This window comes from Hydrogenophaga laconesensis, from assembly GCF_031457235.1.
Classification (GTDB): domain Bacteria; phylum Pseudomonadota; class Gammaproteobacteria; order Burkholderiales; family Burkholderiaceae_C; genus Hydrogenophaga; species Hydrogenophaga laconesensis.
Map to the genome: position 1 here is coordinate 33,509 of NZ_JAVDWE010000007.1, position 22,255 is coordinate 55,763.

Sequence of the window (22,255 nt, forward strand, 5' to 3'; positions counted from 1 at the left end):
GTTGCCCCTGCCGGGGTGGCCGGCAGGGTAGGCGGCTTAAAATCGCGTCATGTCTGCTGATTTTGCCCCCATCAACCTGACCAATCATTTCCTGATTGCGATGCCCGGCCTCAGCGACGAGCTTTTTTCCCGCAGTGTGGTGTTCATGTGTGAACACAGCGAGCGCGGTGCGCTCGGTCTGGTGATCAACAAGCCCAGCGACATTCTTCTGCCCCGCCTGTTCGAGAAGGTCGACCTGCCCATGGGCCGAGACGACCTCGTCGGCCTGCCGGTGTTCCAGGGTGGCCCAGTGCAGACGGAGCGCGGCTTCGTGCTGCACGAGGCTGTGTCGGGCGAGGGCGAGTCGGTCTATGCATCCACGCTCTCGATTCCCGGTGGGCTTGAGATGACCACGTCCAAGGACGTGCTTGAGGCCATGGCCTCGGGTGCGGGCCCGCGCCGCGTGTTCGTGTCGCTGGGCTATGCCTCGTGGGGCCAGGGCCAGCTCGAATCCGAGATCACCGAGAACAGCTGGCTGACCGTGGAAGCGGACCCGAACCTGATCTTCGACGCGCCGGTGGCCGAGCGCTACGAGCGCGCCATGGGCCTGCTGGGCCTGCAGCCGTGGATGCTCTCGCCCGACGCAGGTCACGCATGACCGTGAACACGCCGGCGCCCACGACCCTTGAAGTCCCGGCGCATTGCCAGGTGTTCCTGGCGTTCGACTACGGCCTCAAGCGCACCGGCGTGGCCACCGGCAACCGGCTCACGCGCAGTGCCACACCGCAGCCCACCATCGCTGCCGAGGGCGACGCCCGATTCGCCCAGATCGCGCAGCGCCTGAAGGAGTGGCAGCCGGATGCCCTGGTGGTGGGTGTGCCGCGCCACCCCGACGGCGCGCCTCACGAGAACACCACCCGCGCGCTGAAGTTCGCGCGGCAGCTGCGCGGCCGGCACGGGTTGCCGGTCTTCGAAGTGGACGAGCGCTACAGCACCACCGAAGCCCACAGCCTGGGGGCGAAGGACGCCGATGCCGTATCGGCCTGCATCATCCTGGAACAATTCTTGAGGAGCCTGCCTTGATGTCTTCGTCTCCCCCATCGCCCGATGCCGAGGCGCTCTACACGGAGTTGGCCCGCGGGGTGAAACAGCTGCTGGCGGCTTCGCCAGCCCCCGTGATGCTGGCTGGCATCACCTCCGGCGGTGCGTGGCTGGCCGAACGGCTGCAGCGCGACCTGGGCCTGAGCGGTCGCGCGGGCGTGATCTCGTCGAGCATGCACCGCGACGATTTTGCGCAGCGTGGCCTGGCGTCCAGCGCACAGACCGTTCTGCCTTTCGACGTCGATGGCGCGCACGTGCTGCTGATCGACGACGTGCTCTACACGGGCCGCACGCTGCGCGCCGTGATCAATGAACTGTTCGACTACGGCCGCCCGGCCAGCGTGCGCCTGGCGGTGCTGGTGGACCGTGGTGGACGCGAACTGCCCATCGAGGCCAATGTCTGCGCCGCGCGTCTGGAGCTGCCTGCTGACCGCTCGCTCGAGCTCGCGTGCGATGACAGCGGCCGCCTGAGCTTTGTGCTGGAAACCAAGGAAGCCTGACCGTGCAACGCAGAAACCCCCAGCTCAACAAGAACGGCGAGCTCATCCACCTGCTCTCGACCGAGGGCCTGTCCCGCGAGATCCTCACGCAAATCCTCGACACCGCCGCCAACTTCGTGAGCGTGAGCAGCCGCGACGTGAAGAAGGTGCCGTTGCTGCGTGGCAAGAGCGTGTTCAACCTGTTCTTTGAAAACAGCACGCGCACCCGCACCACCTTCGAGATCGCGGCCACGCGCCTCAGCGCCGACGTGATCAACCTCGACATCGCGCGCAGCTCCACCGCCAAGGGCGAGTCGCTGCTGGACACCATTGCCAACCTCAGTGCGATGGCGGCCGACATCTTCGTCGTGCGGCACAGCGAATCGGGCGCACCCTACCTCATCTCGCAGCACGTGGCGCCGCATGTGCATGTGGTCAACGCCGGCGACGGGCGCCACGCACACCCGACGCAGGGCCTGCTCGACATGTACACGATCCGGCACTACAAGAAGGACTTCACCCAGCTCTCGGTGGCCATCGTGGGTGACGTGCTGCACTCGCGCGTGGCGCGCTCCGACATCCACGCCCTCACCACACTGGGCTGCCCCGACGTGCGCGTGGTCGGCCCGCGCACGCTGGTGCCGAGCGACCTCTCGCACATGGGTGTTCGCGTGTGCCACACGCTGGAAGAGGGCATCAAGGACTGCGACGTGGTGATCACGTTGCGGCTGCAGAACGAGCGCATGAGCGGCGCGCTGCTGCCCTCCAGCCAGGAGTACTTCAAGAGCTTCGGTCTGACGCCGGAGCGCCTGCGCTGGGCGAAGGACGACGCGATCGTGATGCACCCGGGCCCGATCAACCGGGGCGTGGAGATCGACTCGGCCGTGGTGGATGGTCCGCAGAGCGTGATCCTCCCGCAGGTCACGTATGGCATCGCGGTGCGCATGGCGGTCATGGGCATCGTCGCAGGGAACGAAGCATGAAGATCCTGATTCAGAACGGCCGGGTGATGGACCCCGCCAGTGGCCGCGACGAAATCGCAGACGTTGCGATCGCAGCGGGCCGCATCATCGCCATCGGCAATGTGGCGCCCGACTTCCACGCCAGCCGCACCATCGACGCCACCGGCTGCGTGGTGGCCCCCGGGCTGGTGGACCTGGCCGTGCGCCTGCGCGAGCCTGGTCAGGAGCATGCGGCCATGCTCGAGAGCGAGATGGCGGCGGCCGTGGCCGGTGGCGTGACCTCGCTGGTCTGTCCGCCCGATACCGACCCCGTGCTCGACGAACCTGGCCTGGTGGACATGCTCAAGTTCCGCGCCGAGAAGTTGCACCTGGCGCGCGTGTTTCCTCTGGGTGCGCTCACGCGGGGACTGCAGGGCGAGGTGCTGACCGAGATGGCTGAGCTGACCGAATCCGGCTGCATCGGTTTTGGCCAGGCCGAGGTGCCCATCGTCAACGTGCAGGTGCTGCAGCGCGCGCTGCAGTACGCCGCCACGTTCGGCTACACCGTGTGGCTGCGCCCGCAGGATTTCTGGCTCGGCAAAGGTGTGGCCGCCAGCGGCCCGCTGGCCACACGCCTGGGCCTGGCCGGCATTCCTGCCGCCGCCGAGACCATCGCGCTGCACACGCTGTTCGAGCTGATGCGCGGCCTCAAGAGCAGCGGCTCGAACGCGCGCGTGCACCTCTGCCGCATCAGCAGCGCGGCCGGCCTGGCGCTGGTGCGGCAGGCCAAGGAAGAAGGCCTGCCGCTCAGCTGTGATGTGAGCGTGCACAACCTGCATCTGACGGATGTGGACATCGGTTTCTACGACAGCCGCCTGCGATTGCAGCCACCGGTGCGCCAGCAACGCGATCGCGACGCGCTGCGCGCGGGCCTGGCCGACGGCACCATCGACGCGCTGGTGTCCGACCACAACCCGGTGGACAGCGACGCCAAGACGCTGCCCTTCGCCGAGGCCGAACCGGGCGCCACCGCCGTCGAGCTGCTGCTCGGCCTGGCCTGCACCTGGGCGCAGCAGGACGGCCTGGGTCTGATGCAGGCGCTGGCCGTGCTCACACATGGCCCGCAGGCGGTGCTGGGCGCGAGCCTGGGCACCTTGCAGGCCAGCGTGGGCAGCCTCGCGGTGGGCGGCGTGGCCGACCTCTGTATCTTCGATCCCGCTGCCAGCTGGACAGTGCAACCCGAAACGCTGCGCAGCCAGGGCAAGCACACACCCTTCGGCGGCCATGAACTGCCGGTGCGCGTGCGCGCCACGCTGGTGGGCGGACAGGTCGCCTATCAGCGATCCGACAGCGAGCGGGCCGCGCACGCGTGAAAGCACTGCGCGCGCTCTGGCGTGTTCTGCGGGCCACCGCACACGTGGTGCGCGGGCTGTGGACCATTCGCACCGAGTTCGGTCGCCTCACCCCGCCACAGACCGAGCTGGTGGTGCGCGAGTGGACCCGCCGCATGCTGGTCATCATGGGGGTGGAGCTCGTGGTGGAGGGTGCGCCGCCCGAGCACGGGCCGCTGCTGCAGGTGGCGAACCACATGTCCTGGCTGGACATTCTCGTCATGAACGGGGCGCGGCCGAGTCGCTTTGTCTCCAAGGCCGATGCCGAGCGCTGGCCGCTGCTGGGCTCGCTCATCACGGGGGCGGGCACGCTCTACCTGGAGCGTGGCAACCGGCGCGCGGCGATGCGCATGGTGCACCACATGGCCGAGCGACTCGAACTCGGTGACATCCTCACCGTGTTTCCCGAAGGCACCACGGGCGATGGCAAGGCCCTGCTGCCGTTCCATGCCAACTTGCTGCAGGCCGCGATCGCAGCCCGCGCGCCGGTGCTGCCCATCGCACTGCGCTTCGTGCAGCGCGACACCGGTGCACCGCACCCGGCGCCCATCTTCGTCGGAGACACCACCTTGCTCGGTTCGATCTGGACCACGCTCAGTGCCGATGGCCTGCGGGCCGTGGTGCGCTATGGCGAGCCACAACTCGCCGGGGGGCGCGACCGCCGCGAATGGGCCAACGACCTGCGCGCCGAGGTCGAACGGCTGCTGCGCCGCTAGGGGGTGCCCGACGGCGCGGGCGTTTCCGCCTTCTGCAACCGCCGGTACAGCATGCCGCGCGAGACGCCGAGCGCCCGCGCCGCCTTTGCAATGTTGCCGCCACAGGCGGCCAGTGTGGATTCGATCAGGCGCTGCTTGTGGTCGAGCAGGGTGGCGTGGGTGTCGGTCTCGTCCTGCGCGGCGGCGGGAGCCCCGGCCTCGCTGTCGACGGGATCCTTGGTCGCTGGCATTGGCTCGCTGGCGCACGGCGCGGGTTGCGACACCGCCACCGCATGCTTGAAATCTGCGCCATCGTTCGCGGTCAGCGTGCCCTGGATCCACACGCCCAGCCCATTGGGCAGGCGCAAGGTCTGCGCCTGCGGCTGGCGGGGCAGGGCGAGCAGGCGCTCCAGGGGCGTACCGAACACCTCGTCCACCAGGTGGCGGTGTTCCATGCGGCAACCGGTGAGCCGGCGGCCCACGCCGTTGAGCCAGAGCACGCGCCCACTGGTGTCGATGCCCGCCAGGGCTTCCATGGGGGTGCCCAGCAGGGTGGGGCTGGCCTGGAAGTGCAGCACAAGGTGTTCGACGGACTGCAGCTGCAGCAGCCGGTTCTCGATGGTGGTGGCGTACATGCCCACCACGGCGGCGGCGTCGAAGTGAAAGCGACCGGCTTCGATGGACACGTCCAGCACGCCGGCCAGCTGCCCATGGATGTCGCGGATCGGCGCGGCAGCGCAATGCAGGGTCTGCAGGCACTGGAAAAAGTGCTCGGCGCCCGTGACGGTGCAGGCCTCACCGGTGCGAACCACGATGCCTGGTGCGTTGGTGCCCACCTGTCCCTCTGTGAGGTTCACGCCCACGCGCGAGGCGGTCTTGAGCAGGGGGTGCTGGCTGCTGGCGGGCAGCTGGGTCGCGTGGATGATCACGCCCTGCGCGTCGGTCAGCAGCACGCGGCAGTCGGTGCCGGCCAGTGCGGCCTCCATGTTGTTGAGCTCCAGGTTGCCCGCCTGCAGCAATTGCCGGTTGCGATTGAGACTGGCATGCGCCCGGCTGCGCGTGACCTGCTCGAAGCTCACCATGTCGGTGGGTTGCTGGTGCGCCTTGGCGCAGCGCAGCCAGGACTGGATCACCGCCTCGCCCACCAGGCCTGAAGGGCGGGCGCCCTCGTCGAAGAAGCGCTGGCGCGCCAGCGCGGTGCGCTGTTCGGCGGTCTGGAAAAAGAGCTGGCGCGGCGTGCCCGCCTGCCCGTTCGTGGTGTGGGGCATGTTCTTGTCCTGCTGAGCGTCTCCACGGTCAGTATCCGGCGCCTCGGCCGGGCGCGGCATGCGGGTAAGCCCTTGCCCGCCCGGCCACCGGTGTCGATGTGTTCCACGCCGGAACACATCGGGTTCAGGGAAATCCCGAGGGTGAAGCCGGTCAGCGGGAAGCAGAAGATTTCCGGGCCGGGTCGTGCATGACGCGCCCAGGTTCGCCCCACAACAGGCCTGCGCGCCGCAGGCAGCACAAGGAGACACGATGAAACCGACACCACTTGCTTTAGCCAGGTGCCGCGCGGCCGCCTGTCTGTTTACCGCACTGGCGTTCTGCGGTGCGGCTTTTGCGCAGACGCAGGCCCCCATCAAGGGTTCGCAGGAACACATCCGGGCCGCCGTCGGCAAGGTGAACGCCACGTTCATGAAGGCCAACGTCGGCAAGACACCGGACTGGCCCAGCTACGGGCTGGACTATGCCGAGACGCGCCATTCGAAGCTGAACCAGATCACCACAGAGAACGTGAAGGACCTGGGCCTGGTCTGGTCGTACAACCTGGAGTCCACACGCGGCGTGGAGGCCACGCCGCTGGTGGTCGACGGCATCATGTACGTCACCGCCTCATGGAGCGTTGTGCACGCGGTCGACGTTCGCACGGGCAAGCGCCTGTGGACCTTCGACCCCAAGGTGCCGCGCGAGGGTGGCTACAAAGGCTGCTGCGACGTGGTCAACCGCGGTGTGGCGCTGCACGAGGGCAGGGTGTTCGTGGCCTCCTACGACGGCCGCCTGATCGCGATCGACGCGGCCACGGGTGAGCAGGTGTGGTCGAAGGACACCATCATCGACCGCAAGTTCAGCTACACCATCACCGGCGCACCGCGTGTCTTCAAAGGCAAGGTGATCATCGGCAACGGTGGTGCCGAGTACGGCGTGCGCGGCTACATCACCGCGTACGACGCGAAGACCGGCGACCAGAAATGGCGCTGGTTCACGGTGCCGGGCGACCCGAGCAAGCCGTTCGAGGACGAGTCCATGGCGAAGGCCGCCAAGACCTGGGACCCGGCCGGCAAGTGGTGGGAGGCCGGTGGCGGTGGCACGGCATGGGACACCATGACCTTCGACCCCGAGCTCAACCTGATGTACATCGGTACCGGCAACGGCTCGCCCTGGGCACGCAGCAAGCGCAGCCCGGCCGGCGGTGACAACCTGTACCTCGCCTCGATCGTTGCGCTCAATCCGGACACCGGAAAGTACGTCTGGCACTACCAGCAGACGCCGGGCGACAACTGGGACTTCACCTCCACGCAGCCGATGATCCTGGCCGACATCAAGATCGACAACAAGCCGCGCAAGGTCATCCTGCATGCACCCAAGAACGGGTTCTTCTTCGTGATCGACCGCACCAATGGCAAGTTCATCTCGGCGAAGAACTTCGTCGACGTGAACTGGGCCACCGGCTACGACAAGAACGGCCGGCCGATCGAGACCGCCATCGCCCGCACAGCCGACCGTCCACGCGAGATCATTCCCAGCGCTTTCGGCGCGCGCAACTGGCATTCCATGTCCTACAACCCTGCCACGGGCCTGGTCTACATGCCGGTGCAGAGCGTGCCGCTCACGCTCATGGACAACAAGGACTGGAAGTTCAACGCCGACCGGCCTGGCGAGCCGCACGCCAACATGGGCTGGAACCTTGCCACCTTCGCCAACGTGGAGCCGCCCACCAGCAAACCCTTCGGCCGCCTCGTGGCCTGGGACCCGGTGCAGCAGAAAGCACGCTGGACGCAGGAGCAGATCTCGCCCTGGAACGGCGGCACGCTCACCACCGCAGGCAACCTGGTGTTCCAGGGCACGGCGGACGGGCGCTTCATCGCCTACAACGCCACCAGCGGCGAGAAGCTGTGGGAAACGCCCACCGGCACGGGTGTGATCGCTGCACCTTCCACCTACCTGGTTGACGGCAAACAATACGTGTCGATCGCGGTCGGCTGGGGCGGTGTGTACGGTCTGGCGCAGCGCGCCACCGACCGCCAGGGCCCGGGCACGGTCTACACCTTTGCCATCGGCGGCAAGGCACAGCCACCGGCCTTCGTGAATGTCCAGCTCGGCAAGCTCGTGGCCGGCGTGAAGTACGACCCTGCCCATGTGCCGGCGGGCACCGCGCTGTACGTGAGCAATTGCGTGTTCTGCCATGGCGTGCCGGGTGTGGACCGGGGCGGCAACATTCCCAACCTGGGTTACATGGACAGCGCTTTCATCGAGAATCTGGACAAGTTTGTGTTCGCTGGCCCGGCCCAGGCACGCGGAATGCCGGACTTCACCGGAAAACTCACACCCGACGATGTCCAGAAAATCAAAGCATTCATCCAGGGCACGGCCGATGCCATTCGGCCGAAACAGTAGTGCCCACACACTCTGCCGCTTTGCGGGTCGCTGCCCCCCGTGGGGGCTGGGCCTGGCTTGGGGCGGCCCGGCGGCTGGCCCGGTTGCTGTTGGCTGGCTGTTGTGTGGCGCAGCAGCCTGTCTTGCGTGGCCTGCGCTGGCCCAGTCGGACAACGACACCGCCGGTGCCCTCGCACCGGTGGTGATCACCGGCGGATCGGCCTGGCAGCAGCGCTGGCTCGCGCCGGGTTCGGTGGAGGTGGTCGACGGCGAGGAGATGCGCGCCGGCCAGCTGCAGATCAACCTCTCCGAGGGCCTGGGCCGCGTGCCCGGCCTGGTGGTGCGCAACCGGCAGAACTACGCGCAGGACCTGCAGATCTCCATGCGCGGTTATGGCGCCCGCGCGCCCTTCGGCGTTCGCGGTGTGCGCCTCTATGTGGACGGTATCCCGGCCAGCGCGCCCGACGGGCAGGGCCAGGCCGCCAACTTCCCCATCGGCAGCGCCGACCGCATCGAGATCATTCGCGGGCCGTTCTCCGCGCTGTATGGTGCGTCCGCCGGTGGCGTGATCGCGCTCTACACCCAGGACGGGCAACGCCCCACCGAGTGGCGCACCGGTGTGGCAGCAGGCTCGCACGGCCTGTGGCGCCTGTCCACCCAGCTCAGCGGCCAGACCGGCAGCGGCGACCAGCCAGGCTGGTCCTACACGCTCGACGCGAGCAAGTTCGCCACCGACGGTGAACGCCCGCAGTCGGCCGCATCGCGCAGCACGGGCAACCTCAAGCTCAGTCGCGCGCACGACGGCGGCCGCACCGTGCTGGTGGTCAACCGCCAGAGCAGCCAGGCGCTCGACCCGCTCGGCCTCACACGCGCCGAGTTCGACGCCAGCCCCGAGCAGACCACCGCCGCGGCCACGCAATTCAACACGCGCAAGAGCGTGTCGCAGACACAGGCAGGCCTGGCCTGGGAGCACGCGCTCGGGCAAGGTCACCGCCTCGAACTCATGGGCTATGGCGGCCAGCGGGCGGTGCGCCAGTTCCAGGCCATTCCCGTCGGCGCGCAGACGCCGCCCGGCAGCGCGGGTGGCGTGATCGACCTGGACCGCGACTACTGGGGCTGGAACGCCCGCTGGCGGCTCGACCGCACCTACGACAGTGGGCGCCTGCTGCTGGCCGCCGGCATCGCATCGGACCGCCAGACCGAGGACCGCCGGGGTTACGAAAACTTCATCGGCACCGCGCTGGGCGTTCAGGGCCGGTTGCGCCGCGACGAGACCAACCGCGCCAGCACCTTCGATCCCTATGTGCAGGCCGAATGGCGCACGCCCTCGACCACGCTCACGGCCGGGCTGCGCCATTCGCGTGTGCGCTTCAGCTCGGCCGACCGCTACGTCGCCGCCGGCAACCCGGACGACAGCGGGGCGGTGCGGTACGACGGCTTCAGCCCGGTGCTGGGCGTCCGCCGCGAGATCACACCGCAGTTGCAGGCCTTCGCCAGCGTGGGGCGCGGCCTGGAGACGCCCACGCTCAACGAGGTGGCGTACCGTGCCTCGGGCCTCACCGGCCTCAACCCGTCGCTCAACGCCTCGCGCAGCCTGAGCGCCGAAGCGGGGCTGCGCGGCCGCCAGGGCTGGGGCAACTGGAGCGCCACGCTGTTCGAGACCCGCACGAAGGATGAGATCGTCGTGCTGTCCAACACCGGCGGGCGTTCCACGTTCCAGAACGCGGGCCGCACGCGCCGCCACGGGTTCGAGCTGGCCGGTGTGATGCAGTGGGGGCCGTTCACGGTAACGCCCGCGTTCACCTGGATGGACGCCACCTACCGCGACGGGTTCCTCACTTGCGTGTCCACACCGTGCGCAGCGCCGAACGTGCCTGTGGCCGCAGGCAACCGCCTGCCGGGCCTGGCGAAGCAGCAGGCGTATCTGCAGGTGGCATGGGAACCGGGCTGGGCCAACAGCGTGTTCACGGTGGAGGCGCTGCACACCGGGCGCATGGCGGTGAACGACCGCAACACGGACTTCACGGCCGCGAGCACGGTGTTCAACCTCGGTGTGCGCTTCGAGCAGGCGCGTGGCGACTGGACGTGGCGCGAATTCGTGCGCATCGACAACGTCACCGACCGCGCGTATGCGGGCTCGGTGATCGTCAACGAAGGGAACAACCGGTTCTTCGAGCCGGGGGCGGGGCGGTCGGTGTACGTGGGGGTGGAACTGGTGCGGCGGTTTCCCTGAGGGTGGTTTGAGGTCGCTGCGTTTCGTGCGTTGACCTCGCGTCAGGCCAGTGCAAAAACTCAGCCCTTCGAACGACTCAACATCACCTCGGTGTTCGACTTCCGGTCCGCGTTCACCTTCTGCACCGCTGGCCGCTCGCCCAGCTTCTTCAGGTAGTCCCGGGCCGGCGTGTCGGCCAGGAAATCACGGCCATAGATGATCCTGGTCGCGCTGGCCACCAGCGGCAGATGCACCGCTGCCGCGCAGTCCGCCAGCGTGAACTGCTCGCCCGCAATGAACGGCGAGTACTTCGTCAGCTTCGTGAACGCCGCCACGTTCTTCTCCAGCTGCTGCCCGATCTTCTCCTTCGCCGAATCGCTCACCTTGCCACCGAAGAACGCTTCCGGGTACAGATTGCGCGCCACCAGTTCCAGGTGCAGCTCGATGTAGCGCACCAGCTCGCGCACCTTCGCCGCCTCGAACGGATCCTTCGGGAACAGCGGACGCGCAGGAAATGCATCCTCGATGTACTCCAGAATCACGGTCGACTCGGACAGCGCCCCCTTGTCCGTCTTGAGGTAAGGCACCTTGCCCAACGGGCTGCAGGCCTTGTCAGTCTCGCCGACCCAGGCCAGCTCCTCGTCGAACGCCACGCCTTTTTCGAGCAGGGCGAGCTTGACCTTGTTGTAGTAATTGCTGGCCGCAAAGCCGCAAAGTGTCAGCATGTGTGTCTCCTGTTGTGGGTTGTGACGCCCATCCTAGTCGCGGGCCCGGTCATCCGGGCGTCCCGCAGTTGACGCACCGCCCCGCTGATAAACTCGCGCCCCATGCCCTTCACCCGCGCCACCCGCCGCCTTGCCGCCTGGCTGACCATGCTCGCCATGGTCTTCGGCGCGTTCGCGCCTGCGGTCGCGCACGCGATCGTCGCCTCCAAGGGCGGCCCCGACTGGGTGCAGGTCTGCAGCGCCAGCGGCATGGTCTGGGTGCAGATCGACGACGGTGGTGCCGTCCATGGTGCGGGCGAGAGCGGCGAAAAGTCGCTGGCCGATGCGCCCCGCCATTGCCCCCTCTTCAACCTGCACGGCACCGCAGGCCTGCCGCCCGCACCGTTGCAAGCCCTGGCCCTGGCGCCCCGCGCCGGGCAACCACCTGCGCCCGAGCCGCCCGTCCCGGCGGCGGCGTTCTGGCCCGCCTCGCAGTCGCGCGCCCCGCCGCAGGTTTGATCGCCCTCCGGTGCGCCTCCTGTGCGCTCCACGCCTTTTCGTGTCTTGCCGCGCCGCCAGATGGCTGTCCCGGCAACCGGTTTCCGATCAATGCCTTTTTCAATGGACGTTTCCATGAAAACCCTGCTCATCTCCTCCCTGCTGGCCCTGTCCGCCAGCGCCTGGGCGCAAGCGCCCGCTTCTGTCGACGTGAAGGACGCCTGGGTGCGTGCCACCGTCGCTCAACAGAAAGCCACCGGCGCCTTCATGCAACTCACCGCCAAGGCCGATGTCCGTGTGGTTGAAGTCCGCTCTCCTGTGGCAGGCATCGCCCAGATCCATGAAATGGCGCTGGACAAGGACGTCATGCGCATGCGCGAGGTCAAGGGCCTGGCGCTGCCCGCCGGCCGGACCGTCGAGCTCAAACCCGGTGGCTACCACGTCATGCTGATGGACCTCAAAGGCCAGGTGAAAGCCGGTGACGTCGTGCCCGTGACGCTCGTGTTCGAAGGCAAGGACGGCCAGCGCAGCACGCTGGAAGTCAAGGCCGCTGTGCGCGCGCTCGGTAGTGCGGGCTCGGCCGCGCCCGCCGCACCGGCGGAAGACCACAGCAAGCACAAGCACTGAGGCGGCCATGGCAGCCGTTGAACGCGCGCCCGCCATGGGCGCGGGGACGAAGCCGTCCTCATTCCACGCCGTCGCCTGGCGCTGGCACTTCTATGCCGGCCTCTACGTCGTGCCCTTTCTGCTCATGCTGGCCCTCACCGGGCTGGTCATGGTGTTCTTCACCGGTTTCCAGACGCGCCTGGGTCCCGTGGTGACGGTGAACGTGGCGCCGCATGCGCCATTGCCGGTGAGCGCACAGGCGCAGGCCGTGCTCGAGCTGCGCTCGCAGGCCGCGCTGCGCGAATACATCGCCCCCGCCACACCCGACCGCGCGAGCTGGTTCGTGGTGATGCGCGACGGCGTCAACGAGGCGGTGGCCGTCGACCCGTACACGGGCTCGGTGCTGCAGCTGGTGGACAAGGACAACACCTGGTTTGCATGGGCGGAAAAGATCCACGGCACTTTGCTGCTGGGCGATGTGGGTGATCGCCTGATCGAGATCGCGGCAGGTTTCGCCATCGTGATGATCGTGACGGGCTTGTACCTCTGGTGGCCGCGCGGTGCCACGCGCTGGGCTTCGGTTCTGCTGCCGGACCTGCGCCTGAGGGGGCGGCCGTGGTGGCGTTCGCTGCACGCCAGCGCCGGCTTCTGGCTCAGCGCCGTGCTGCTGGCGTTCCTGCTCACCGGCCTGTCCTGGACGGGTGTCTGGGGGGCGAAGTTCGTGCAACCTTGGGGCACCTTCCCCGCCGCCAAGTGGGACGCCGTGCCGCAGTCGGACCTGACGCACGCCTCGCTGAATACGAAGGGCCAGCACGAAGTGCCCTGGGGGCTGGAGCAGACGTCGCTGCCGACGTCGGGTTCTGGCGCGGGTGCGGTGGGTGTACCGGCGGGCCAGCCGGTGAACATCGACACCGTGGCCGCGCTCGCCACGCGGCTCGGCTTCACCGGTCAGCACCATATCCAGCTGCCGCAGGGCGACACCGGGGTGTTCACCCTTTCGGCCGACACCATGAGCGGCGACCTGGGCAACCCCACGCAGGACCGCACCGTGCACGTGGACCGCTACACCGGCCGCGTGCTGGCCGAGGCCGCGTTTGCCGACTACCCGCTGCTGGCCAAGGCCATGGCGGTGGGCATCGCGCTGCATCAGGGTGACCTGGGTCTGTGGAACGCGTGGCTCAACCTGCTGTTCTGCGCCGCCATCGTGTTCCTGTGCCTCAGCGGCATCGTGATGTGGTGGAAGCGCCGCCCCAGCGGCAGCTGGCGCCTCGTGGCACCGCCCCTGCCGCGCAACCGGCCGCTGTGGAAGGGTGGCGCGTGGGTGATGTGCGTGCTGGCGTTGGCCTTCCCGCTGACCGGTGCGGTGCTCCTGGGCGTGCTGCTGCTGGACTGGCTGGTGGTCTCGCGGCTACCCGCCTTCAAGGCGGCGCTGGGCTGATCAGGCTGCGGGTGCGGCCCGTGGCACGGCGGCCGCAGGCGGTGCACCCGCGCCCGAGCCGCGCTCGAAGGTGACCACGTGATCGACCTCGGCGCGGATGCCGATCCACTCGCCCACGGCGTGGTTGTGGTGCGAGGGCACGTGCGTCATCAGCACCTCGCCACTGGCCAGGCGAAGGGTGTAGAGAAACTCCGAACCCCGGAACGCCTTGCGCAGGATCTGGGCCTTCACCGGCGCGTCGTCGTCGTGCACGATGTCGTCTGCGCGCAGCAGCACGTCGCACAGGCCGGCTTCGTAGGCCGAAGGCAGCGGGCATTCCTCGACGTCCCGCAGCGGTCCCAGCGGTGTCTGCACCGACACCTGGTTGCCCACCATCTGGATCTGCGCCGGCGCGAACACGCCGTGGCCGATGAATTCCGCCACGAAGCGCGTGGCCGGGCGGTGGTAGAGCGCATAGGCGTCTTCCCACTGGTGCAGGCGACCTTCGTGCATCACCCCGATCACGTCCCCGATGGCGAACGCCTCGAGCTGGTCGTGCGTGACGAAGAGCGCGGTGGCGCCCGCGGCCTTCAGGATGCCGCGCACCTCATGGGCCAGGCGCTCGCGCAGGTCGACGTCGAGGTTGGAGAAGGGTTCGTCCAGCAGCAGCAGGCGCGGGCGGGGTGCCAGCGCGCGGGCCAGGGCCACGCGCTGCTGCTGGCCACCCGAAAGTTCGTGCGGGAAGCGCGACTGCATGCCGTCGAGCCCGACCAGGCGCAGCACCTCTGCCACGCGCGTTTCGCGCTCGGCGCGCGGCAGGCGGTCGATGCCGAAGGCGACGTTGCGGCCCACGTCCAGGTGCGGGAAGAGCGCGTAGTCCTGGAACACCATGCCGATGCGCCGCCGTTCGGCCGGCATGTGCCGCGTGCCATCGCTCACGGTCTCGCCGTCGAGCGTGATGCTGCCCGCGCTGGCGCGCTCCAGGCCGGCGACCGCGCGCAGCAGGGTCGTCTTGCCGCAGCCCGACGGGCCGATGAGCACACCGATGTCACCGGCACGCAGGCCCAGGGAAACGCCGTCCACCGCCGGGTGGCCGAGGCCTGCGTAACGCACATCGAGCTGAGAGACGTTCAGGAACATAAGGCACTCATTCTAGATAACTACAATTCTCATTTGTGTTGCGCGGGTCGATGGGCCCCATTCGAGACCCTTTGACCATGCTGCGTTGGTTGACCCCGACTCTGTTGATCCTGCTGGCCCTGGTGCTGACGCTGCCGGTGCTGGCGCTTGGTGCGTCCTGGTTCCAGTTCGACGCCGCCGCGCAGGATGTGCTCATGCAGATGGCGCAGACCGTGCTGCCGGAGTACGCACTCACCACGCTGGTGCTGTCGCTCAGCGTGGCGTTGGGGGTCGCGGCGGTGGGCATGGCCACCGCCAGCGCGGTCACGCTGTTCGACTTCCCCGGCCGCCGCTTCTTCGAATGGGCCTTGCTGCTGCCGCTGGCGATGCCGGCTTACGTCGTGGCCTATGCGTACACCGACTTCCTGCAGTTCAGCGGCCCGCTGCAGGTCTGGTTGCGCGAGACCTTCGGCCTGTCCGGGCGCCTGCTGCCGGAGGTGCGCAGCACACCGGGCGCTGTCTGGGTGTTCACTTTCTCGCTGTATCCCTATGTGTACCTGCTGGCGCGCACGGCGCTGTCCGAGCGTGCGGCCCAGCTGATGGAGGCCGCGCGCCTGCTCGGCGCTCCGCTGGCGCGCCGCATCCGCGAGGTGGCGTTGCCGCTGGCGCGCCCGGCGGTGGCGGCCGGCGTGGCGCTTGCACTGATGGAAACGCTGGCCGATTTCGGTGTCGTGAGCTACTTCGGTGTCCAGACCTTCACGGCCGGGGTCTACAAGGCCTGGCTCGCGATGGACAACCGCCTGGCGGCCGCGCAGTTGGCCACGATGCTGCTCGGCCTCGTCGCGCTGCTGCTGTGGCTTGAACACCGCGCCCAGCGCCGCATGCGCTTCGCCACGCTGCGCGGCCAGCGTGCCGGCAGCGCGGAGGCGCAGCCGGTGCGCCTGCGCGGCGGCGGTGCGGCGGCGGTCATGCTGGTGTGTGCGCTGCCCATTGCCTTCGGCTTCGTGTTGCCCGTGCTGTTCATGCTGCGGCCGCTCATCGGCGGCTGGGACGAGTTGCCCTGGACATCGTTCCTGCAGTGGTCGCGCAACAGCGTGTGGCTGGCCGGCCTGGCGGCGGCACTGGCCACCGCGATCGCGCTGGCGCTCGCGTTCGCCATGCGCGCCCGCCCGGGCCCGGTCACGCGTGGCGTGGTGCAGCTCGCCAGCCTGGGCTATGCCGTGCCGGGCGCGGTGATCGTGGTCGGCATCCTGCTGCCGGTGGGCTGGGTGCAGTCGGTGCGGCCCGAGGCCAGCGTCGGCTACTGGGTCACCGCCACGGTGCTCGGCATCGTGTGGGCCTACCTGGTGCGCTTCACCGCCGTGTCCCTGCAGTCGCTGCAGAGCGGCTATGCGCGGATTCCCGCGAGCCTCGACGATTCGGCGCGCATGCTGGGCACCACCGGCTTCGGGCTGGCCCGGCGCGTGCATTGGCCGCTGCTCAAGCGCTCCACCGCCGCCGCTGCGTTGCTGGTGTTCGTCGACGTGATGAAGGAGTTGCCGGCCACGCTGGTGCTGCGGCCTTTCAACAGCGACACGCTGGCCGTGGTGACCTACCAGCTCGCACGCGACGAGCGTCTGGGTGAGGCGGCGCTGCCGGCGCTCACGCTGGTGCTCGTCGGCCTCGTCCCCGTGATCCTGCTCAGCCGAACCCTGCGCTCGCGTTGAAAGCAAAAACAGCCCGCGTCGGGCGGGCTGTTCTGTGCGGAGTGTGGTGCGTCAGTCGAGCCGCACCCCGGAAGCCTTGACGATCTGGCCCCACTTCAAGCGGTCCTGCTGCGCCAGCGTGGCCAGCGCCGTGGGCGTGCTGCCCATCGGGCGGATCGACAGGCGCTCGAAGCGGGCCTTCACCTCGTCGGTCTTGAGCGCGGCCAGCGTTTCCTTGTTGAGCTTGTCGATCACCGCTGCGGGCGTGCCTGCGGGTGCGACCAGGCCGAACCAGCTCACGATCTGCAGGCCGGGCAGGCCGGCTTCGGTGGTGGTCGGTACGTCGGGCAGGCTGTCCAGGCGCTCCGGCCCGGCGATGGCGAGCGCGCGCATCTTGCCTGCGCGGATGTGTGGCAGCACGGCCGGCGGGGATTCGATGCCGCCGGTGACCTGGTTGGAGAGGATGGCGGTGGCCGACTCGGCACCGCCCTTGTAGGGCACATGCACCAGGGTCACGCCGGCTTCGCGCTTGAGCAACTCGGTGGCCAGATGCGGCGTGGTGCCGTTGCCGGGCGAGCTCAGCAGCAGGCTGTCGGGCCGGGCCTTGGCCTGTGCCACCAGGTCGGCCACGTTCTTCACCGGCACCGAGGCGTTGACGGTCACGATCAGCGGCATGTCACCCACCAGCGAAACCGGCGCGAAGTCCTTGCCGGGCTCGAAACCCAGGCGGGGGTAGAGCGATTCGTTGATGCTCAGGATGCTGCCGGTGGCCATCAGCAGCGTGTAGCCGTCGGCCGGCGCCTTGGCCACGTACTGGCTGCCGATGTTGCCGCCCGCGCCGGCGCGGTTGTCGATCACCACCGGCACGTTGAGCGATTTCGTCAGCGCATCGCCGAGCGTGCGCGCCATCACGTCCACCGGGCCGCCGGGCACGAAGGGCACGACGATGGTGAGGGGCTTGTTCGGGTAGGCCGGCTGGGCCAGAGCGGGTGTGGAACCGAGGCCCAGCGTGGCGGCCAGGGCGAAGGCCAGGCGGGTGAGTTGGCGGCGTTGCATCATGCTTGTTGTCTCCTGTGTTGAAAGTGGGGAAGGGGAAGCCGTTCAGGCGGGTTCGGTGGCCGGCTTGTTGAGTTCGAGGGCGAGCCGCACGAAGAAGTCCAGGCTGCGCGGGTTGACCATGGCGTCGGGGCTGGCCACTTTCTCCAGCGGCGTGCCCAGCAGCAGCTTGCGCACCGGCACTTCCATCTTCTTGCCGGTGAGGGTGCGCGGAATCTCGTCCACCAGGTAGATCTCGTTCGGCACATGGCGCGCCGAGGCCTTGTTGCGAATCTGCCCGGCGATGGCGGCCTTGAGCGCGTCATCGAGCACGACGCCGGGCTGCAGCACCACGAACAGCGGCAGGAAGGACGGTCGACCCAGGTATTCGAGGTCCACCACCAGGCTGTCGCGCACCTGCGGCATTTCCTCGACCACGCGGTAGATCTCGGCCGTGCCCATGCGGATGCCGAAGCGGTTGATGGTGCTGTCGGAGCGGCCGTAGATGACGGCGGTGCCGCGCGGCGTGAAGCGGATCCAGTCGCCGTGGCGCCAGACGCCGGGGAAGGTGTCGAAATAGCTCTCGTGGTAGCGCCGTCCGTCGGCGTCGTTCCAGAAGAACAGCGGCATCGACGGCATGGGCTGCGTGATCACGAGTTCGCCGACCTCGTCCTGCACCGGCTGACCGGCTTCGTTGTAGGCGTACGCCGCCACACCGAGTTCGGCGCACTGGATCTCGCCAGCCACCACGGGCTGGTTCGGGGCGCAGGCGACGAAGCCTGAGGCAATGTCGGTGCCGCCACTGATCGAAGCCAGCCACAGGTCGCTCTTCACCGCGTCGTAGACCCAGTGGTAGGCGTCGATGGACAGTGGTGAGCCGGTGGAGTTGATGGCCCGCAGCGCCGGCAGCGCGGCGAAGTCGCGCGGGCGCAGGCCGCGCTTCATGCAGTTCATGAGAAAGGCCGCGCCGCAGCCGAAGAGCGTGACGCCATGCTGGTCCATGAAGCGCCACAGGGCCTCGTCGTCGGGCCAGGCCGGGTTGCCGTCGTACAGCACGGTGGTGGCACCGGTGAGCAGGCCGCCGATCTGCAGGTTCCAGACGATCCAGCCGGTGCCACCGAGGAACAGCATGCGGTCGCCCTCGCGCAGATCGTGTTGCAGCGCCAGGGTCTTGAGGTGGGTGAGCACCACGCCGCCGTGACCGTGCACCATGGCCTTGGGCAGGCCGGTGGTGCCGGAGGAATAGACGATCCACAGCGGGTGATCGAAGGGCAGGCGGTCGAAGCGCAGTGTGGCGCTGGCGTGCTGCAGCATCGCGTCGTTCCATGCGAGGCGGTCGCGCCAGGCCACGGCGCGTTCGGCGGCCAGCGGGCCAGGGATGTGCACCACCGTGCGCACGCTGGGCAGGCGTTCGAGCAACTGGTCCACGGTGTCGTGGCGGTCGTGCACCTTGCCGTTGTAGCGGTAGCTGTCGGTGGCCAGCAGCACCCGAGGTTCGATCTGGCTCAGGCGGTCGAACACCACCGAAGGGCCCATGTCGGGCGCGCAGCTGGACCAGATCGCGCCCAGGCTGGCACAGGCCAGGAAGGCGGCCACCGTTTCGGCCTGGTTTGGCAGGTAGGAGGCGACCCGGTCGCCCGGTTGCACGCCGCGTTGCCGAAGGGTGGCAGCAAAGGCCGCGGTCATCTGGCGCAGTTCGGCCCAGGACACCTCGCGCGCCTCCAGGCCTTCGGTGCGCGCCACCAGCGCGGGGCGCTCCGTGCTGGCCTGGCGGAAGACGTGTTCCGCGTAGTTCAGCCGGGTGTTCGGAAACCAGCGCGCGCCGGGCATCTCGCGGCTCGCGAGCACCGGCTCGGGTGAGCCGTCGGCGAGCACGTCGAAGTGGTCCCAGATGCTGCGCCAGAAGGTGTCGAGGTGCTCCACCGACCATTGCCAGAGCGCCGCGTAGCCGTCAAAGCGCAGGCCGCGCTGCCCGGCCAGCCACTGTTCGTAGCGCGCCAGGCGGCTGGCGCTCACGTCGTTTGCGCTGGGCGTCCAGAGTGTGTCGGGGATGGCCTCGGCACCCACGGTGGGGGCCGTCTGGGAAAGCGTGCTCACGTCTTGTCTCCTGTTCGAAGCCGCCACGGTACGCAAAGAGCTGGTGGATCGCTAGACGCATGGACGATGTAAGTGCTATACACCGTGCGTATGAAGACGACCTACGACCGGCTTGAACTGCTCGACACCTTCCAGCGCATCAGCGAGGCGCGTTCGCTGAGCAAGGCGGCCCGGCAACTGGGCACCACGCAGCCCACGGTGAGCCGCCGCCTGGTGGAGCTCGAGTCCCTGCTCGGTTGCAAGCTGGTGAACCGCACCACCTCCACCTTCTCGCTGACCGACGAGGGCCAGACGCTGCTGCTGGAAGCGCGCGACCTGGGCGAGCGCTGGGCTGGCCTGTCCGACCGGCTGCAGGGGCGGCAGAGCCGACCCGAAGGCACCCTGCGCGTGATCGGTCCGGCGGGTTACGGCGCCAGCTTCCTGACCGACGCGCTCACCGGCCTGATGGCAGCGCACCCCCGGTTGAAGGTGGAGCTGATGCTGTCCGATCGCTACACCGACCTGGCGGCCACGGGTGCGGAGTGCTGTGTGTTCGTGGGCGAAGTGCCCGACCAGGACATCGTCTGCCGCACCTTGGGCACGATGGAGCGTGTGCTGGTGGCCACCCCCGCCCTGGTGGAGCGCATCGGCCCGGTAACGCTCGCGCGCCTGCCGCGCCTGCCCTTCATCGGGCTGGAGGCGCACGTGGTGGGCATGGTGCAACTCGTGCGCCGCAGCGACGGTGCCTCGCGCATGGTCATGCTGAACACGCCGTTTCGCACGCCGAGCCTGCCCGCGAACTACCGCGCCACCCTCAACGGCGCGGGCATCGGATCGGCCGCTCCCTGGATGTGCCGCGACGACATCGCCGCCGGTCGCCTGGTGCGTGTGCTGCCGCAGTGGTCGCTCGCCCCCGTGGGCATTCACGTCGCGCTGCTGCCCGGCCGCCACCGGCCGGCGCGTGTGACGGCGTTCATCGAGGCGATCCGCGAGCAGCTGTTGCTGCAGGAAGGTTTCGTGGCTGCGCCGCTGGCGCCTGCCGCAGGCGGCAGGCGGTAACAGCTGTTGCGATTGCTTGTGCGCCTCTCCAGCACACGCCCGTATGCTCTCGCCATGCCCAACACCACCGATTTGACACTGCCTTCATCGATGTCCACTCTGCCCGGGCGCCGCCGGCTGCTGGCGGCCACCGCCGCCGGGGCGGCCGGCCTGCTCGCGGCGGGTTGCTCGGTCATGCCCTCGCGCTCCAGCCGCCCGCCGCTGGCCGACGCCAGCTACAAGCGCGAGCTGGCCAATCACCTCTATCGCCGCTACCCGGACCGCATCTACCGAGGCAAGCTGCCGCCCATGCTGTACGCCATCGGCGTGGTGGAACTGGAGCTGGACCGCAGCGGTGGCGTGGACGCCGTGCGCTGGTTGCGCGGCCCGAGCCATGCGCCCGAGGTGATGGCGGAAATCGAGCGCCTCATCCGGGCGGCTGCGCCGCTGCCCAACCCGCCGGGTTGGGGCCGCGTGCGCACCGTCGAGACCTGGCTGTGGGACCGCAGCGGCCGCTTCCAGCTCGACACGCTGAGCGAAGGTCAGCTCTGACCCTTCGCCCGCGCTTCAGCGCGCAGGCTTCGTCGGGTCGCCCAGCGCCGCGTTCAGTCCCACCGCTTCCCGCACCAGCCGCACCACGGTGTCCCGATCCAGCGACGTCTCCAGCGTCAACGGCATCGTCGCCATCTCGAACTGGCCGCCGGGCTTGAGGCGCGGTTCGATGGCGCGCAGGCGCTGGCCGCGCCAGAAGCCGAACAGCACGCGCGAGGCCTCGGCGCGGATCAGCAGCACCGGGCCGTTCGAGAGGTAGACCAGGTGCCCCCACTTGATCACGGCGGTCAGCGCCGGGGCGGCGTGCAGCACCGCGCTGTGCAGCGCCGCCACGGCCTGCTGTTGCCAGCCCTGCAGCGCGGCGAGGTGGTCGTCGGGTGTGGTGGAGGTGACCAGGTTTTTCATGTCAGTCGGTGTGCGATCAGCGATGCCTGAGGACGCGCCAACAGGGGCACCGAGGGTCCGGCTCTGCCGGCCCCAGGTGCCGTCCCCCTCCAAGCGCCGAAGGCGCGCCAGAGAGGGGGAAGCCGCACAGCGGCGCAGGGGGAGTCACATCGTTCTGGGGCCACCGTTGATGCCCCAGGGGGTGCCGAAGCGGTCGGTCACCATGCCGAAGGTGTCGGCCCAGAAGGTTTCGGACAGCGGCATGGTGACCTTGCCACCCTCGGAAAAGGCCTTGAACACGCGCTCGGCCTCGGCCACCGTGGGGAAGGTGATGGCCATCATGCAGCCCTGGATGCCCGCGAAAGGGATGCCCGGTGGCACATCACCGGCCATCAGGGCGAAATCCTTGTGCACCAGGTACGCGTGCATGATGCGCCCGGCGTGTTCGGGTGCCACGGGGTCGCCGCCAGGCATCTGGCCATAGGTGATGAGGGCCTCGAGTTTCGCGCCCAGCACCTGGGCATAGAAATTCATCGCTTCGGCGCAGTTGCCGTCGTAGGACAGGTAGGCGGCGAGTTGGGTCGTCATGTCGATCTCCTTGTGGGTGAAACAGGTTGCGTGCCGGGCGGTTCCCGGCGCACAAGGATGATGACGTTCGGATCCACGCGTTTTCGACACGCTGACCCGAAATCAGGGTTTGTCCGGGG

The 22,255-nt window shown here is 68.7% G+C and carries 21 protein-coding genes; 14 read left to right on the plus strand and 7 right to left on the minus strand.

Annotated features, from left to right (window positions below; genetic code table 11):
- The first annotated feature begins 49 nt into the window (after nt 1–49).
- The 6 genes from J2X09_RS13445 to J2X09_RS13470 are packed head-to-tail and all read left to right on the plus strand — an operon-like array spanning nt 50 to nt 4,607.
- Nucleotides 50–637, plus strand: a complete 588-nt coding sequence (locus J2X09_RS13445; protein ID WP_204734140.1) for a YqgE/AlgH family protein — start codon at nt 50–52, stop codon at nt 635–637.
- Nucleotides 634–1,062 (plus strand): Holliday junction resolvase RuvX, encoded by a 429-nt coding sequence (ruvX, locus tag J2X09_RS13450; RefSeq protein ID WP_204734139.1) that lies wholly within the window; start codon nt 634–636, stop codon nt 1,060–1,062. The genes J2X09_RS13445 and ruvX overlap by 4 nt, the downstream gene beginning before the upstream one ends.
- Entirely contained in the window at nt 1,062–1,580 is a 519-nt protein-coding gene (pyrR, locus tag J2X09_RS13455; RefSeq protein WP_204734138.1) for a bifunctional pyr operon transcriptional regulator/uracil phosphoribosyltransferase PyrR, read from the plus strand. Before ruvX ends, pyrR begins: the two co-directional genes overlap by 1 nt.
- Before the next feature lie 2 nt (nt 1,581–1,582).
- Nucleotides 1,583–2,542: an aspartate carbamoyltransferase catalytic subunit gene (locus J2X09_RS13460; RefSeq protein WP_374726505.1), complete on the plus strand. Its 960-nt coding sequence runs from the start codon at nt 1,583–1,585 to the stop codon at nt 2,540–2,542.
- The gene (locus J2X09_RS13465) at nt 2,539–3,873 is read left to right on the plus strand and encodes a dihydroorotase (protein WP_204734137.1); all 1,335 of its coding nucleotides are present in this window, start codon (nt 2,539–2,541) and stop codon (nt 3,871–3,873) included. Before J2X09_RS13460 ends, J2X09_RS13465 begins: the two co-directional genes overlap by 4 nt.
- The gene (locus tag J2X09_RS13470; protein WP_204734136.1) at nt 3,870–4,607 is read left to right on the plus strand and encodes a lysophospholipid acyltransferase family protein; all 738 of its coding nucleotides are present in this window, start codon (nt 3,870–3,872) and stop codon (nt 4,605–4,607) included. Before J2X09_RS13465 ends, J2X09_RS13470 begins: the two co-directional genes overlap by 4 nt.
- Here the strand turns inward: J2X09_RS13470 and J2X09_RS13475 are convergent.
- Nucleotides 4,604–5,854, minus strand: a complete 1,251-nt coding sequence (locus J2X09_RS13475; protein WP_204734135.1) for a helix-turn-helix domain-containing protein — start codon at nt 5,852–5,854, stop codon at nt 4,604–4,606. The two genes, J2X09_RS13470 and J2X09_RS13475, sit on opposite strands and share 4 nt — an antisense overlap.
- 250 nt (nt 5,855–6,104) lie before the next feature.
- Here J2X09_RS13475 and J2X09_RS13480 point away from each other — a divergent pair, with 250 nt between their 5' ends.
- Both J2X09_RS13480 and J2X09_RS13485 read left to right on the plus strand, forming a co-directional pair.
- A complete protein-coding gene (locus J2X09_RS13480) occupies nt 6,105–8,243 on the plus strand; it encodes a PQQ-dependent dehydrogenase, methanol/ethanol family (RefSeq protein WP_204734134.1) in 2,139 nt (712 codons plus the stop codon).
- Nucleotides 8,244–8,343: 100 nt separating this feature from the next.
- On the plus strand, nt 8,344–10,455 hold the full coding sequence (locus tag J2X09_RS13485; protein ID WP_310308511.1) for a TonB-dependent receptor family protein: 2,112 nt from the start codon (nt 8,344–8,346) through the stop codon (nt 10,453–10,455).
- Nucleotides 10,456–10,514: 59 nt separating this feature from the next.
- Here J2X09_RS13485 and J2X09_RS13490 read toward each other — a convergent pair whose 3' ends face one another.
- Complete coding sequence (locus J2X09_RS13490) at nt 10,515–11,159, minus strand: glutathione S-transferase (RefSeq protein ID WP_204734132.1); 645 nt, start codon at nt 11,157–11,159, stop codon at nt 10,515–10,517.
- A gap of 102 nt (nt 11,160–11,261) precedes the next feature.
- Between J2X09_RS13490 and J2X09_RS13495 the strand changes: the two genes are divergently transcribed.
- From J2X09_RS13495 to J2X09_RS13505, 3 genes are all read left to right on the plus strand, one after another.
- Nucleotides 11,262–11,657, plus strand: a complete 396-nt coding sequence (locus J2X09_RS13495) for a DUF2946 family protein (protein ID WP_204734131.1) — start codon at nt 11,262–11,264, stop codon at nt 11,655–11,657.
- 114 nt (nt 11,658–11,771) lie between these two features.
- Nucleotides 11,772–12,263, plus strand: coding sequence for a copper chaperone PCu(A)C (locus tag J2X09_RS13500; RefSeq protein ID WP_204734130.1), 492 nt, complete (start codon nt 11,772–11,774; stop codon nt 12,261–12,263).
- Between the two features lie 7 nt (nt 12,264–12,270).
- Nucleotides 12,271–13,680: a PepSY-associated TM helix domain-containing protein gene (locus J2X09_RS13505; RefSeq protein WP_204734129.1), complete on the plus strand. Its 1,410-nt coding sequence runs from the start codon at nt 12,271–12,273 to the stop codon at nt 13,678–13,680.
- Here J2X09_RS13505 and J2X09_RS13510 read toward each other — a convergent pair whose 3' ends face one another.
- Nucleotides 13,681–14,799: an ABC transporter ATP-binding protein gene (locus tag J2X09_RS13510; protein WP_204734128.1), complete on the minus strand. Its 1,119-nt coding sequence runs from the start codon at nt 14,797–14,799 to the stop codon at nt 13,681–13,683.
- Nucleotides 14,800–14,876: 77 nt separating this feature from the next.
- On the opposite strand from J2X09_RS13510, the gene J2X09_RS13515 reads away from it, so the two are divergent.
- Nucleotides 14,877–16,484: an ABC transporter permease gene (locus J2X09_RS13515; RefSeq protein WP_204734127.1), complete on the plus strand. Its 1,608-nt coding sequence runs from the start codon at nt 14,877–14,879 to the stop codon at nt 16,482–16,484.
- Nucleotides 16,485–16,535: 51 nt separating this feature from the next.
- Here the strand turns inward: J2X09_RS13515 and J2X09_RS13520 are convergent, their stop codons facing one another.
- Nucleotides 16,536–17,522 carry a Bug family tripartite tricarboxylate transporter substrate binding protein gene (locus J2X09_RS13520; protein ID WP_204734126.1) on the minus strand — a complete coding sequence of 329 codons (987 nt, stop codon included), beginning with the start codon at nt 17,520–17,522 and terminating at the stop codon, nt 16,536–16,538.
- 42 nt (nt 17,523–17,564) lie between these two features.
- Nucleotides 17,565–19,595, minus strand: a complete 2,031-nt coding sequence (locus J2X09_RS13525; RefSeq protein ID WP_310308512.1) for an acetoacetate--CoA ligase — start codon at nt 19,593–19,595, stop codon at nt 17,565–17,567.
- A gap of 90 nt (nt 19,596–19,685) precedes the next feature.
- On the opposite strand from J2X09_RS13525, the gene J2X09_RS13530 reads away from it, so the two are divergent.
- Both J2X09_RS13530 and J2X09_RS13535 read left to right on the plus strand, forming a co-directional pair.
- Nucleotides 19,686–20,633: a LysR family transcriptional regulator gene (locus tag J2X09_RS13530; protein ID WP_204734125.1), complete on the plus strand. Its 948-nt coding sequence runs from the start codon at nt 19,686–19,688 to the stop codon at nt 20,631–20,633.
- A 54-nt stretch (nt 20,634–20,687) separates the two neighbouring features.
- Nucleotides 20,688–21,164, plus strand: coding sequence for an energy transducer TonB (locus tag J2X09_RS13535; protein WP_204734124.1), 477 nt, complete (start codon nt 20,688–20,690; stop codon nt 21,162–21,164).
- 15 nt (nt 21,165–21,179) lie between these two features.
- Here J2X09_RS13535 and J2X09_RS13540 read toward each other — a convergent pair whose 3' ends face one another.
- On the minus strand, nt 21,180–21,569 hold the full coding sequence (locus J2X09_RS13540) for a DUF1801 domain-containing protein (RefSeq protein ID WP_204734123.1): 390 nt from the start codon (nt 21,567–21,569) through the stop codon (nt 21,180–21,182).
- 144 nt (nt 21,570–21,713) lie between these two features.
- On the minus strand, nt 21,714–22,136 hold the full coding sequence (locus J2X09_RS13545) for a VOC family protein (protein ID WP_204734122.1): 423 nt from the start codon (nt 22,134–22,136) through the stop codon (nt 21,714–21,716).
- Between the last annotated feature and the right edge of the window lie 119 nt (nt 22,137–22,255).